The sequence below is a fragment of the Burkholderiales bacterium genome (genome assembly GCA_036262035.1).
Taxonomy (GTDB): Bacteria; Pseudomonadota; Gammaproteobacteria; order Burkholderiales; family SG8-41; genus JAQGMV01.
In genome coordinates this window covers 233,554-246,910 of sequence record DATAJS010000011.1, presented here as the reverse complement: position 1 = coordinate 246,910, position 13,357 = coordinate 233,554, and the positions used below count along the sequence as shown (strand labels likewise).

The following is a 13,357-nucleotide window of genomic DNA, read 5'->3' as shown; positions in this document are numbered from 1 at the left end:
CGTGAGCGCAAACGCCGCCGACTGGCTCGCCCGCGCGCGACAGTTCGAGCGCCGCGGCGAGCTCCTGCTCGCATACGACACCGCGCTGCACGGCCTCGAAGAGCATCCCGGCGACGTGTGGCTCGCGCATCGCGCGGTCCTCAACCTCGCCAAGGCCGGCGCGTTGAGCCGCGCCGAAGCCGAGTTCCAGCGATTGAATCTCGGCGAATCGCGCGAGCCCGACGTCGTCGCGCTCGGCGCGCGCATCGCCAAGGATCGCGCGCTCGCCGCGCCCGCGAACGAGCGCACCGCGCTGCTCTCCCATGCAGCCGATCTCTACGACGCGGTGTATCGCGCGGGCGGCGGCTACTACCCCGCCGTTAACGTCGCGACGCTGCGGCTGCTCGCGGGCGAGCGCGCGGCCGCCGAGCGCGTCGCGCGCGAGGTGCTCGATCTGTGTCGGGACGGCAGTCCCGACGACGCCTACTATCTCGCGGCCTCGTGCGCCGAAGCGGCGCTCGTGCTCGGCGATATCGCGCTCGCCCGAGATGCGTTGACGCGCGCGGCCTCGCACGGCGCCGATCTCGCGGCGCGCGCGACGACCCGCCGTCAGCTCCGCCTGGTGTGCGAGGCGCGCGGGATCCCCGGCGACGTGCTCGAACCGCTCGCCGCGCCGACGGTGATCCACTACAGCGGACACATGATCGCGCCCGAAGGACGCGCAGGCCGCTTCCCGGCGCGCGCGGAGCGCGAGGTCGCGGCGGGGATACGAGCGATGCTCGACGCGCGCGGCGTCGGCTTCGCGTACGGCGCGCTCGCGTCGGGCGCCGACATCCTCTTCGCCGAAGCGCTGCTCGAGCGCGGCGCGGAGCTGCACGTCGTGCTGCCCTTCGCGCAGGAGGAGTTCATCGAGATCTCGGTCGATCCCGCGGGTCCGGGCTGGCGCGAGCGCTTCGAAGCCTGTCTCGCCCGCGCGAGCTCGGTCACCTACGCGACCGACGACCGCTACCTCGGGCACGAATGGATCTTCGCCTACGGCTCGTTCGTCGCGATGGGGCTCGCGGTGCTGCGCGCGCAGTTCCTCGACACGAACGTGCGCCAGATCGCGGTGTGGGACGGCGTCGAGACGACCGGCCAGGCGGGGACGGGCTTCGACGTGCGCACGTGGCGCACGCTGGTCGGCGAAAGCGACGTCATCCCGTCGCGCAGCGACCTGCAGCGCACGGCCGCGGACAGCGCCGCCCCGGCGACCGGACGAGCGTTGCGCGCGATGCTGTTCGGCGACGTCAAAGGCTTCAGCAAGCTGACCGAAGCTCAGATCCCGCCCTTCGTCACGCACGTGCTCGGCGCGATGGGCGCGGTGCTCGAGCGCTACGGCGACCGCGTGCTCTATCGCAACACCTGGGGCGACGGTCTCTTCGTCGTGATGAGCGACGCCGCGGCGGCGGCGGAGTGCGCGCTCGACCTGCAAGCCGCGGTCGGCGCGGTCGACCTCGAAGCGCACGGCCTGCCGTCCACGCTCGCGCTGCGCCTCGGCGGGCATTACGGACCGGTGTTCGAAGCGCAGGATCCGGTGCAGGGCGTCATGAACTACTTCGGCGCGCACGTGAGCCGCACCGCGCGCATCGAGCCCGTGACGCCGCCGGGAGAAGTGTTCGTCACCGAGCAGTTCGCCGCGCGCCTCGCGCTCGAGCCCAAAGGCTACGCCTGCGACTACGTCGGCCAGGTGCCGGCGGCGAAGAGCTACGGGACGTTACGCATGTACCACCTGCACCGCCGCCGTGCGTGATACCGCAAAGACGAAAAGCTATTAACCGCCAAGGACGCAAAGGACGCCAAGGAACAGCAAAAAAGCGTTTTCGAAAAATGCGTCGAGCGCTTAACCGTCATTCCCGCGAAGGGGGAATCCATTTGATTTTGGTTTCCTTGGCGTCCTTTGCGTCCTTGGCGGTTCAAAACGCCTTTAACAACCCGGTGCGCTCGCGCGCACCCGACGATTAGTCCGCCTTGATCCCCGCCGCGCGGATCACCTTCCCCCACTTCGCCACTTCGACCTTGATCTGCGCCGCGAACTGCTCCGGCGTGCTCGCGACGATGTCGAAGCCCTGGCCCGAGATGCGCTCGCGCACGTCGGGCTGGCCGAGCACGCGCAGCACTTCGTGCACGATCTTGTTCATGATCGGCTTCGGCGTACCCGCCGGCGCGAGGAAGCCCGCGATGGTGTCGGCTTCCTGGCCCTTGAATCCCGCTTCGGCCATGGTGGGCGTATCGGGCAGCGCCGACGATCGCTTCCCGGACGTCACCGCCAGCGCGCGCACGCGCCCGGCCTGGATGTGCGGCAGGATCGGCGGCAGGATCGTGCAGGCGATCGGCACCTGGTTGCCCGCGATCGCCGCAACCGCAGGACCGGCGCCGCTGTAAGGCACCCGCACGACGTCGAGCTTCAGCGTCATCTTGAACAGCTCGGCGGAAAGGTCCGGTGTCGTGCCCACGCCGGGGGTGCCGATGTTGAACTTCTTCGCGTCCTTCTTCAGCAGGTTGGCGAGCTCCGCCATCGACTTCACCGGCAGCGTGGAGTGCACCGTGAACACGTTCGGCGCCGCGGCGGCATTGGTGATCGGCGCAAAGCTCTTGAACGGATCGTACGTCGGCTTGGAATACAGCGTCGGGTTGACCATGAAGCTCGAGCTCACCGCGAGCAGCGTATAGCCGTCGGCGTTCGCGTGCGCGGCGAGACCCATGCCGATGTTGCCGCCGGCGCCCGAGCGGTTGTCGACGACGACCTGCTGCCCCCACGCTTCGGTGAGCTTCTGGCCGACGAGGCGCGCCATGACGTCGGTCGAGCCGCCCGGCGCGAAAGGCACGATGATGCGAATCGGGTGCGACGGATAAGCGGGGTCCGCCGCGAAGGCGGTTACGGCGGCAAGACAGCACGGCACGAGCAAGATACGGACGGCGCAACGCAGCATCGTCGACTCTCCCCTGAAAAAGCCCCCTTTGCGCGTAACGCTACCGCATCCGGCGGCGTACGTTCTGCTTTGAAAATGGATTCCCGATCACCTCCGCTGGCGCGGGTCGGGAATGACGATCGTCCAACCGTCATTCCCGCGAAGCGGGAATCCATTCGCGATAGCGTCGTCCTGGCGAACGCCAGGATCCATTTTTACTTTCGAGGCGTTCAGTCGACCTTCGCGCCTGAGCGCTTCACCACATCCGCCCAGCGCGCCGCTTCTTTCCTGATGTGCGCGCCGAACTGCTCGGGCGTGCCGCCCGCGACGACGAGTCCGAGATCCGGCAGCTTGTCCGCGACGGCCGGCGCGGCGAGCGCCTTGTTCACCGCTTCATTGAGCCTCGTGACCAGCGCCTTGGGCACGCCCGTCGGCACGATCACGCCCGCCCACGCGCTCACGTCGAAGCCGGGCACGCCCGCTTCGGCGATCGTGGGCAGCTCCGAGAACGCCGGAACGCGCTTCGCGGTCGTCACCGCGAGCCCGCGCAAGCGGCCCGACTTCACGTGCGGGCCGATCGAGTTGATGTTGTCGGCCATGAGCTGAACGCGTCCGGCGGTGAGGTCCGAGATCGCGACGGTCGCCGCCTTGAACGGCACGTGAACCATGCGCGTGCCGGTCATCAGCTTGAAGAGCTCCATGCCGACATGAACGCTCGAGCCGTTGCCCGTCGACGCGAAGAGCAGCTTGTCGGGATTCTTCTTCGCGAAGTCGACCAGCTCCTGGACCGACTTCACCGGCAGCGACAGCGTCACCGCCAGCAGGTTCGGCGTACCGTACATGTGCACCACCGGCGTCAGGTCCTTGTCGATGTTGTACGGCAGCTTGGGCAGCACGCTGCGATTGATCCCGAGCGTGTTGATATTGCCGTGCCCGATCGTGTAACCGTCCGGCGTCGCGCGCACGATCGCTTCGGTGCCGATCACGCCGCTTCCCCCGGGCCGGTTGTCGACGACCACCTGCGTGCCGAGCTGCCTGCCGAGCTCCGCCATCACCACGCGCGCCGCGACGTCCGGCCCGCCGCCCGGTGCGCTCGGCAGCACATAACGGATCGGGCGGTCGGGAAACTCGGCTGATGCATTCAACGCTGCCCAGCAGGCGAAGGCTACAAACGTTCTTGCGTAGAACACTGCGTCTCCTCCTTGTCGTCGTTCCCGCGAAGGGCGGGAACCCATTTTGACTTAAAGCCGGTTGAAAATGGATTCCCGATCGTTTCGCGCTCGCGCGCGGTCGGGAATGACGTTCGCTCGGCTGTCCTCTGCGGTTAAACGCTTTTGGTTTGGTTTTTTTTGTTTTAACCTCGACGGCATCACCCACGAGGCAGACCCATGTCCGCGAACGAAGCGCTGCTGTCCCTTTCCGCCGTCGAGCTTCGCCGGCGCATCGGGACCAAAGAGATCTCTCCCGTCGAGCTGCTCGAAGCGTGCATCGCGCGCATCGAGCGCATCAATCCCGCGGTGAACGCCGTCACCGCGGTCTGTTACGACCGCGCGCGCAGGGAAGCGAAGGCGGCCGAAGCCGCCGCGATGAAAGGCGGGGCACTGGGACTCCTGCACGGGCTGCCGGCGGGCATCAAGGACCTCGACGAGACCGGCGGTCTGCTGACGACGTACGGCTCGCCGCTCTACCGCACCTTCGTGCCGGAGAAGGACAACGCGATGGTCGCGCGCGTACGCGCCGCGGGCGCGATCGTCGTCGGCAAGACCAACGTCCCCGAGTTCGGCGCGGGCGCGAACAGCCGCAACTTCGTGTGGGGCGCGACGGGCAACCCGTTCGATCCGATGCTCAACGCCGGCGGCTCGTCGGGCGGCTCGGCGGTCGCGCTCGCGACCGACATGCTGCCGGTGTGCACGGGCTCGGATACCGGAGGATCGCTGCGCATCCCTGCCGCCAAGAACGGGGTGGTCGGCTTCAGGCCTTCGCCGGGTCTCGTCCCCGTCGAGCGCCGCAGCCTGGGCTGGACGCCGATCTCGGTCGTCGGCCCCATGGGCAGAACGGTGGCCGACGCCTGTCTGTTGATGGGCGCGCAGGCCGCGCTCGACGATTGCGATCCGCTCTCGTATCCGGTCGACGGCGGCGCGTTCGCGGTTCCCGAAGAACGCGATCCGTCAGGCTTGCGCGTCGCGTACACCGAGGACTTCGGCGTCTCGCCGGTCGACAAGGAGATCCGTGCGGTGTTCCGGGACAAGATCGCCGCGATGAAGCATTTCTTCAGGACGTGCGAGGAAGCGAAGCTCGACTTCGGCGAAGCCGATCGCTGCTTCGACGTCATCCGCGCGCAGAACTACGCCGCGCGCTATCGCGACGCGTACGAGAAGGATCCGAATTCGCTCGGGCCCAACGTGCGCGCGAACTACGAGATCGCGGCGAAGTTCTCGCTCGCCGACGTGGCGTGGGCGCACACCGAGCAGACGCGCATCTTCAGGCGCTTCCAGCAGACCTTCCGCGAGTACGATCTCGTGCTCGCGCCGACCACTCCGGTGTCGCCGTTCCCGTGGTCGCAGCTCTATCTCGCCGAGATGGACGGCAAGCCGCTGCGCAACTACTACCACTGGTTGTCGCTGACGTACGTGGTCACGCTGGCGACGAACCCCGCGATCACGATTCCGTGCGGCACCGACGACAAGGGCATGCCGTTCGGATTGCAGATCGTCGGACGCTTCCGCGGCGATCGCGAGGTGCTGTCCGCGGCGCATGCGATCGAGCAGGCTTTCCAGCGCGTGCCTGCCTTGCGCCGGCCCGTGCCGGACGTGAGCAGGCTCAACCGCCCGACGCCGGAGCTCGTATCCATCGTCACGCACGCACCGGACGCGGGCGTCGCGACCGCGGCCAGACCCGCCTAGAACACCGTGCATCAAGAACAGGGGAACGCGAGAGTGACCGAACGACGCAGCGCCGAACGACGAAGCAACTGGAATTTCGTGATCACCGATACCGGCTGGTCGTGGACGATGACACGCGCCGACGGCAGCGAAGAGTGCGCGGAGAAGTCTTTCACCACGCTCAAGGATGCGGCCGACGACGCGATCGCCCACGGCTACGGTGCGTGGCGCGGCGACGAGCGGCGCAGCCTCGCGGACGACTTCTAAGGCGCGCGGGAGAGCCGGTCCCGATTCGAATTAAGGCATTTTTGCGCCTCTTTTCCATCCGCTGAGGCGAGCACGGCTTCTCTAAGCTGTGCTTCATGATATTCGCATATGCCATCATCCTTCTGGTCACGATCCTGTGGAGCTACGCCGCCGGCACCGGCGCGCTCCGCGACACGCCCGCGCAGTCGCGCCGCGCGCATCTGCTGCGCGAGGATGCGCGCCGGCACCATCAACGCCGCGGACCGCTCGACACCTTCCGCGATCCGCGCTCGAGCCCGGTAATCTTCGCTTCCGAGCACTGGCAGCAGCGCTGGTGGTGCGAGAAGCTCGACGTCACCACCGAGGCGCTGCGCGCCGCGATGCGCGAAGTCGGCCCCATGACCGCGGATATCCAGATCCATTTCGCACGGAAAAACCGCCGCCGCGCGACAGTGCACTGACGCGAGCGTCGTACATCGCCGCGGCCGTGCCCGCGCGACAGCGCGTAGAATCGCGCGATCGGTAAGAAAACCGGGGTCTGCCCCCTAGAAGCCGGGGTCAGACCCCGTTCGTTTTGAGGACCCATGAGAACACGACCGCAAGTCATCGCCATCGAGGAGCACTACTTCGATGCCGAGATCGTCGAGCATTTCGCCGAGGCCGATAAACGCGCCGGCCTGCGCCACCGGCTGGAGGATCTCGGCGCGCAGCGCATCAAGGAAATGGACGAAGCGGGGATCGACGTGCAGGTGCTCTCGCACGCCGCCCCTGCGACGCATCTGCTCGACGCCGAAGTCGCGGTGCCGCTCGCCAGGCGCGCCAACGACCGCCTGCACGAAACGGTGCGCGGCAATCCCGCGCGCTTCCAGGCGTTCGCGACGCTGCCCGCCATCGATCCGAAAGCCGCCGCCGACGAGCTCGAGCGCTGCGTGACGAAGCTCGGCATGAAAGGCGCGATGATCCACGGCCTCACCCACGGCCTCTTCATCGACGACAAGCGCTTCTGGCCCATCTTCGAGCGCGCCGAAAAGCTCGACGTGCCGATCTACTGCCATCCGGCAAAACCTCACCCGGCGGTGATCGAGACGTACTACAAGGACTACGTGAAGGACTTCCCGCAGATCACCAACGCCGCATGGGGCTTCACGGTCGAGACCGCCACGCAGGGCGTGCGGCTCGTGCTCTCGGGCGTGTTCGAGCAATACCCGAAGTTGAAGATCATCCTCGGCCACATGGGCGAAGGCCTGCCGTTCCTCTTGTGGCGCATCGACGCGATGTTCGCGCGCGCCGGCAACAAGAAGATCGCTTTCCGCGACGTCTTCTGCGAGCACTTCTACATCACGACCAGCGGCAACTTCTCCGATCCGGCGCTGCTGTGCTCGATCCAGGAGATGGGCGTGGACCGTATTCTCTTCGCGGTCGACTTCCCGTACGTCGAGAACAAGCCCGGCACCGAGTGGATGGAGCGCCTCTCGCTCTCCGCGGAAGACAAAGCGAAGATCCTGTCCGGCAACACCAAGAAGCTGCTGAAGATCTGATCGTGCGCCACGCCTACGGAGGAAAAGCTCGCTTTTCCTCCGTTCGTTCTTGGGCTCATGGCCGCCGCCAGGCAGCCACGGCGCCTGCCGGCGCCTCGCGATGACGTCATTGCGAGGAGCGCCAGCGACGAAGCAATCCCGGGGCGCTCGATAAACATGTCTTCCTGGTCTCGCCTCGCCCCGGCGCTCTTCGTCGTCCTCTGGAGCACGGGTTTCATCGGCGCGAAGCTCGGCGTGCCTTACGCCGAGCCTTTCACGTTCCTGTCCCTGCGTTTCGTCTTCGTGCTGGCGCTCATGGTGCCGCTCGCGCTCCTGCTCCACGTGCGCTGGCCTTCGACCCGGCGCCAGGCCGCGCACATCGCGGTCTCGGGCGCGCTCATCCACGGCGGCTATCTCGCCGGATGCTTCGCAGCGATCTATCACGGCATGCCGGCGGGGATGATCGCGCTCGTGGTGGGATTGCAGCCGATCGTCACCGGCCTCGCCGCCTCGCCGATCCTCGGCGAGCGCGTCACGAAGCTGCAATGGCTGGGCCTCGCGCTCGGCTTCGGCGGCGTCGTGCTGGTGATGTGGGACAAGCTCACGCTCGAAGGGCTGTCCGCCGTGAGCATCGCATGGTCGGTCGTCGGGCTCGCCAGCATGACGTGCGGCACGCTCTACCAGAAGCGCTACTGCCCGAGCTTCGACCTGCGCGCCGGGTCGATCATCCAGTTCAGCGCGGCCTTGCTGCTGCTCGCGCCGCTCGCGCTCTTCACCGAATCGCGGAGCGTCACGTGGAGCGGCGAGTTCGCCTTCGCGCTCGCATGGCTGGTGCTGGTGCTCTCGATCGGCGCCATCTCGCTGCTCTTCCACCTCATCGAGCACGGCGAAGCGACGCGCGTCGCCAGCCTCTTCTATCTGACGCCGCCGACCACGGCGGCGATGGCGTACGTCCTCTTCGGCGAGAAGCTCACCGCGCTCGCCCTCGCCGGCATGGTCGTCGGGGTCGCCGGCGTGGCGCTCGCGACCCGCAAGCCCGACACCGTCGCCCCCGAGCCTTAGGAAGGTGTAGCCTGACGGGTCCGGCCAACAAAAACGGATCCGTCCATGAAGATCACCGACCTCACCGTCACGCTCTTTGCCTGGGACGACATTCCCGCGCGCACCTTCGGCAAGCACACGGGAACGATGGCGACCGGGCGCAGCGAGCTCGGGCTCGTCACGATCCGTACGGACGACGGCATCGAAGGCCACGCCTTTCTCGGCTCGTCGATGCGCGGCGCCAACTTCGACGCGGCGACGATCCCGCGCTATCTCAAGCCGCTGTTAATGGGACAGGACCCGCTCGACCGCGAGCGCCTGTACGCGGCGATGTGGGCGCGCGCCCGCAATACGAACTATCGGTGCATCGGTGCGGTCGACGTCGCGCTGTGGGACATCGCGGGCAAGGTCGCGAACCTGCCGATCCACCGGCTGATCGGCAGCTACCGGGATGCGGTCCCGGCATACGCAAGCTCCGCGGTGCTGCCTTCGAAGGAAGCGTACGCGGAAGAAGCGATCGCCATCCGCGAATCGGGCCTCACCGCCTACAAGATCCATCCGCCGGCGGTCTGGCAGACCGACATCGAGCTCTGCCGCCACGTGCGCAAAACCGTCGGCGACAGCTACCGCCTCATGCTCGACAGCACGTGGTCGTACAACTACGTCGAGGCGCTGCGCGTCGGGCGGGCGATCGAGGCGCTCGGCTATTACTGGTACGAAGACCCGCTCGACACCGACGACATCACGAACTACGTGAAGCTGCGCCAGAAGCTCGACATCCCGGTCATGGCGACCGAGTACGCGCCCGGCGGATTCCAGGCCTATGCGCCGTGGATCACGATGCAGGCGACCGATTTCCTGCGCGGCGACGTCGCGGTCAAGGGCGGGATCACGCCGCTGCTCAAGACCGCGCACCTCGCCGAAGCGTTCCACATGAACCTCGAGGTCCACCACGGCGGCAACTCGCTCAACAACGTCGCCAACCTGCACGTCATCCTCGCGATCCCGAACACCGAGTACTTCGAGATCCTTTTACCGGACTCCACCCAAAAATACGGACTGGTGGAAGACTTGCACGCCGACAAGAGCGGCATGGTCCGCCCGCCCGAAGGTCCGGGGCTCGGTGCGAAGATCGATTTCGACCTGATCGCACGAAAGAAAACGGCGGTTCTGACCTAGCGCGCACCCCTGCTCGCCACCGGCGTGCCCACGGGCACCGGGATTGCAATTGGAATTCGCTTCTGTCGTATGTCATGTCACAAACGAGGAATAGCATGGCAACGGACAGCCTCCCGTCCAACGTGATCGCGCTCAACCGCAACAGCATGCGGGTTGCCGAACCCGCGGATATACGCCACGCCGGCGAACGCGCGCCCGCTTTCGTGCTGCTGAGCTTCGAAGGGCCGGATCCCTATTCCATGGCCGGCGGGCTCGGTTCGCGCATCAGCGGACTTGCGTGCGCGTTGGCCGAAGAAGGTTACGAAACACACCTGTTCTTCATCGGCGCGCCGGACCTGCCCGGACACGAGATCGCCTACGAAGGCAGGCTGCACCTGCACCGCTGGTGCCAGTGGATCAGCCAGTATCACCCCGGCGGCGTCTACGACGGCGAAGAGTCCAAGCTCCGCGACTGGAGCTCGTCTCTCCCCGCGTGGACCGCCGAGAACCTCCTTCCTCCGCTCATGGAGATGCACCGGCCGATCGTGGTCCTCGCGGAGGAATGGCATACGAGCTGGAGCATCGTTTGCCTGCAGCGGCTCGTGCAGGAAAAAGGCTGGGGCGACCACGTGCGTTTCTTCTGGAACGCGAACAACAGCTTCGGCTTCGAGCGCGTGCCGTGGCGCGAGCTCGACACGGCCGCGACGATCACCACCGTCAGCCGCTTCATGAAGCACCAGATGTGGGATTTCGGCGTCGATCCGCGCGTGATCCCCAACGGCATCGCCACCGACTGGCTTCAGCCTTCCGACCGTCACGCGGTACAGCAGCTCAAACGCAGCACCGACGGTCGCCTGCTGCTCACCAAAGTGGCCCGATGGGACCCGGACAAGCGCTGGCTGATGGCGGTCGACGCCGTCGGCGAGCTCAAGCACCGCGGCGCGCGGCCGCTGCTGATCGCGCGCGGTGGCATCGAAGCGCACGGCCGCGAGGTCGTCGGCCGTGCCCGGGCGATCGGGCTTTCCGCCACGTCGATACGCTGCGAGGACAAGACCGCCGCTGCGCTGTGGCGCGCGATCCGCAACGCGCAGCCCAGCGACGTGCTGTTCGTGGAGAGCGCGCTGTCGCGGCCGCAACTGCAGTGCTTGTACCGAGCGAGCGACGGCGTGCTCGCCAACAGCGGCATCGAGCCATTCGGGCTCGTGGGGCTGGAAGCGATGGCGTGCGGCGGCGTGAGCTTCCTCGGCGCGACCGGCGAGGACTACGCGACGCCGGGGCACGATGCGATCTCGCTCCAGAGCTCGAGCCCGCGCGAGCTCGTCGGGCACCTGCTCTACCTGCGCGAGCACCCGCACATCGCCGCCCGCCTGCGCGTCCACGCGCGCAAGACCGCGACCCGCTACACGTGGGAGCAGGTGATCCGCGCGCACATCACGCCGATCGTCTCCTGGCCCGAGTTCGCGGTGGGTTGAGAGACGTCATTCCCGCGAAGGCGGGAATCCATCTTGACGTTGACGAGGCTTAGCGCGCGCTGAGCCAGATCCCTTCTTCCCCCGGATATCGTGCGCCGTACTTCTCCACGGCCGCAGGATCGAAATTCCATCCCAGCCCCGGCGTCTGCGGCAGCAGGAGATCGCCGTTCTCGGCAACGAGCTGCCGATCGATGAGGCGACGGAAGTTGACGATGTGGTCGTCGGGCATGAACTCGACGTAGCGCGCGTTCGGCGCCGACGCGACGAGCTGCACGTGCACGTCGTGCCACGCGTGCGGCGAGACGGTGACGCCGTAGCTCGCCGCGGTGGCGGCGATGCGCCGCCACTCGGTGACGCCGCCGCACACCGTCGCGTCGGTCTGGAGGATCTCGGCCGCGCGCTTGTCGAGCATCTCCTTGAAGCGCCAGCGTCCTGCTTCGATCTCGCCGGTGGCGACCGTGACGCTGGTGAGCTCGGCGAGCTTGGCGTGGTTGTCGATGTCGTCAGGCGAGAACGGCTCTTCGATCCAGTACGGATCGTACGCTTCGAAGCGGCGCATGTACTCGAGCGCGGTCGGCACGTCGTTCCACGCGTTGTTGGCGTCGAGCATCAGCAGCACGTCGGGCCCGATCGCCTCGCGCGCCGCGCGGACGCGGTCTTCCTCTTCGCGCGGCGAAAGCCGGCCGGTCTTCATCTTCACCGCCTTGTAGCCTTTCGCGACATGCCCCGCGAGCTCTTCGCCCAGCTTGGCGGGCGTCTTGCCCGGAAGGTAGTAGCCGCCGCTCGCATAGGCGGGCACGCGATCGTCGGCGACAGCGCCGAGATACCGATAGAGCGGAAGCTTCGCGGCGCGCGCATTGAGATCCCAGATCGCGGTGTCGATCGCGGACAGCGCGCGCATGACCGCGCCGACCCGGCCCTGGAGCAGCGCCTCCTGATACATGTCGTGCCAGATGCCTTCGACGCGCAGCGACTCCTGGCCGACGACGCGCTGACCGAGCAGATCGGTGACCGCGACCGACAGCAGCCGTCCCGAGGTATTCACGGCGTAGCAGTAGCCGATGCCTTCCACGCCGTCGACCGAGCGCACTTTGACGAGACAGTATTCGCGCGCGGTCACGGTGCGCGTGGAAAACGTCACCGCGTTGTCGAGCGGCACCCGCGCGATACAGACTGAAACCGATTCGATCTTCGCCATTCTTTTCCTTTATCGGGGTCTGACCCCGGCCTTTTGGGGTCAGACCCCGGTTTGTCAGAGCCCGGAATCCTCGCGGCCCGTCGCGTTGCCGCTGTCCGCGATGAGCGAGGCTTGCGTGGCAACGTAGAGGTTCACCCCCAGCTCGCGCGCATACTCGAGCACGAGGTGCAGGTCTTTGCGCAGGTTCGGAGGCGTAACGTCCGGCGGCGTCGGTGCGAGCATGCCTTTCCAGCGCGGCGCGAGGTCGTCCCACAGGCGCAGCACCGCGCTGTCGGCGATGCCTTCCCGGAGGATGCGCTTCATCACCGCCGGCTCGACCCCGCCGGCCTGCCCGAGCGCGAGCCCTTCGAGCAGCGTCATCACGTTCACGCTGCACACGAGCTGATGCGCGAGCTTCGCGGCCTGTCCCGCGCCGACGTCGCCCGCGCGCGTGATGCTCTGTGCGAATGCGCGCAGCGCCGGCATGGCTCGATCGAGCGTCGCCTGCGATCCGCCGGCCATCACGCTCAACTTGCCTTCGGCTGCGGCGAGATAGCCGCCGGAGATCGGCGCGTCGAGGGTCTCGATCCCTTTGGCTCGCAATGCTTCGGCGACCTCGCGCACCGGCGAAGGTCCCAGCGTGCTGCCGGTGACGAAGATCGAGCCTCTCGCCATCGCATCGAGCACGCCGTCGGTTCCGAACACCACGTCGTGAGTCTGCTTCGCGTCGGAGACGAGGCTGATGACGACCTCGCTCGTCCGTGCGAGCTCGGCCGGTGAGCCGCACGCTTTCGCGCCCTCGGCTGCGAGCGCAGCGACGGGCTCGCTGCGCACGTCGTACACCGCGACGTCGAACCCGCCGCTCACCAGCCGCTGCGCGATCGGCTTGCCGATCACGCCGAGGCCGATGACGCCGACGCTTTTCACAGGAACCATG

At 67.2% G+C, this 13,357-nt stretch carries 12 protein-coding genes; 8 read left to right on the top strand and 4 right to left on the bottom strand.

Features of this window, described 5'->3' with window-relative positions; all coding sequences use genetic code 11:
• Position 1 precedes the first annotated feature (1 nt).
• Positions 2-1,768 (top strand): adenylate/guanylate cyclase domain-containing protein, encoded by a 1,767-nt coding sequence (locus tag VHP37_15020; protein HEX2827662.1) that lies wholly within the window; start codon positions 2-4, stop codon positions 1,766-1,768.
• A 208-nt stretch (positions 1,769-1,976) separates the two neighbouring features.
• Here the strand turns inward: VHP37_15020 and VHP37_15015 are convergent, their stop codons facing one another.
• On the bottom strand, positions 1,977-2,948 hold the full coding sequence (locus VHP37_15015) for a tripartite tricarboxylate transporter substrate binding protein (GenBank protein HEX2827661.1): 972 nt from the start codon (positions 2,946-2,948) through the stop codon (positions 1,977-1,979).
• 209 nt (positions 2,949-3,157) lie between these two features.
• A complete protein-coding gene (locus VHP37_15010) occupies positions 3,158-4,117 on the bottom strand; it encodes a tripartite tricarboxylate transporter substrate binding protein (GenBank protein ID HEX2827660.1) in 960 nt (319 codons plus the stop codon).
• A gap of 198 nt (positions 4,118-4,315) precedes the next feature.
• On the opposite strand from VHP37_15010, the gene VHP37_15005 reads away from it, so the two are divergent.
• The 7 genes from VHP37_15005 to VHP37_14975 all read left to right on the top strand — a co-directional run bounded on the left by VHP37_15005 (position 4,316) and on the right by VHP37_14975 (position 11,243).
• Positions 4,316-5,830, top strand: a complete 1,515-nt coding sequence (locus VHP37_15005; GenBank protein ID HEX2827659.1) for an amidase family protein — start codon at positions 4,316-4,318, stop codon at positions 5,828-5,830.
• A gap of 33 nt (positions 5,831-5,863) precedes the next feature.
• Positions 5,864-6,076 carry a hypothetical protein gene (locus VHP37_15000; protein ID HEX2827658.1) on the top strand — a complete coding sequence of 71 codons (213 nt, stop codon included), beginning with the start codon at positions 5,864-5,866 and terminating at the stop codon, positions 6,074-6,076.
• Between the two features lie 95 nt (positions 6,077-6,171).
• Complete coding sequence (locus VHP37_14995; GenBank protein ID HEX2827657.1) at positions 6,172-6,516, top strand: DUF3606 domain-containing protein; 345 nt, start codon at positions 6,172-6,174, stop codon at positions 6,514-6,516.
• Positions 6,517-6,639: 123 nt separating this feature from the next.
• Positions 6,640-7,593: an amidohydrolase family protein gene (locus VHP37_14990; GenBank protein ID HEX2827656.1), complete on the top strand. Its 954-nt coding sequence runs from the start codon at positions 6,640-6,642 to the stop codon at positions 7,591-7,593.
• Between the two features lie 156 nt (positions 7,594-7,749).
• Positions 7,750-8,634: a DMT family transporter gene (locus VHP37_14985; GenBank protein ID HEX2827655.1), complete on the top strand. Its 885-nt coding sequence runs from the start codon at positions 7,750-7,752 to the stop codon at positions 8,632-8,634.
• A gap of 45 nt (positions 8,635-8,679) precedes the next feature.
• The gene (locus VHP37_14980; protein ID HEX2827654.1) at positions 8,680-9,792 is read left to right on the top strand and encodes an enolase C-terminal domain-like protein; all 1,113 of its coding nucleotides are present in this window, start codon (positions 8,680-8,682) and stop codon (positions 9,790-9,792) included.
• Between the two features lie 95 nt (positions 9,793-9,887).
• The gene (locus VHP37_14975) at positions 9,888-11,243 is read left to right on the top strand and encodes a glycosyltransferase family 4 protein (GenBank protein ID HEX2827653.1); all 1,356 of its coding nucleotides are present in this window, start codon (positions 9,888-9,890) and stop codon (positions 11,241-11,243) included.
• A gap of 49 nt (positions 11,244-11,292) precedes the next feature.
• Here VHP37_14975 and VHP37_14970 read toward each other — a convergent pair whose 3' ends face one another.
• Positions 11,293-12,441 (bottom strand): mandelate racemase/muconate lactonizing enzyme family protein, encoded by a 1,149-nt coding sequence (locus VHP37_14970; protein HEX2827652.1) that lies wholly within the window; start codon positions 12,439-12,441, stop codon positions 11,293-11,295.
• A 54-nt stretch (positions 12,442-12,495) separates the two neighbouring features.
• Positions 12,496-13,356: an NAD(P)-dependent oxidoreductase gene (locus VHP37_14965; GenBank protein HEX2827651.1), complete on the bottom strand. Its 861-nt coding sequence runs from the start codon at positions 13,354-13,356 to the stop codon at positions 12,496-12,498.
• Position 13,357: the final 1 nt, after the last annotated feature.

Coding starts and splice junctions, on each gene's coding strand:
- VHP37_15015 (HEX2827661.1), bottom strand. CDS start 2,948: ATGCTGCGTTGCGCCGTCCGTATCTTGCTCGTGCCGTGCTGTCTTGCC.
- VHP37_15005 (HEX2827659.1), top strand. CDS start 4,316: ATGTCCGCGAACGAAGCGCTGCTGTCCCTTTCCGCCGTCGAGCTTCGC.
- VHP37_14995 (HEX2827657.1), top strand. CDS start 6,172: ATGATATTCGCATATGCCATCATCCTTCTGGTCACGATCCTGTGGAGC.
- VHP37_14990 (HEX2827656.1), top strand. CDS start 6,640: ATGAGAACACGACCGCAAGTCATCGCCATCGAGGAGCACTACTTCGAT.
- VHP37_14985 (HEX2827655.1), top strand. CDS start 7,750: ATGTCTTCCTGGTCTCGCCTCGCCCCGGCGCTCTTCGTCGTCCTCTGG.
- VHP37_14980 (HEX2827654.1), top strand. CDS start 8,680: ATGAAGATCACCGACCTCACCGTCACGCTCTTTGCCTGGGACGACATT.
- VHP37_14975 (HEX2827653.1), top strand. CDS start 9,888: ATGGCAACGGACAGCCTCCCGTCCAACGTGATCGCGCTCAACCGCAAC.
- VHP37_14970 (HEX2827652.1), bottom strand. CDS start 12,441: ATGGCGAAGATCGAATCGGTTTCAGTCTGTATCGCGCGGGTGCCGCTC.
- VHP37_14965 (HEX2827651.1), bottom strand. CDS start 13,356: ATGGTTCCTGTGAAAAGCGTCGGCGTCATCGGCCTCGGCGTGATCGGC.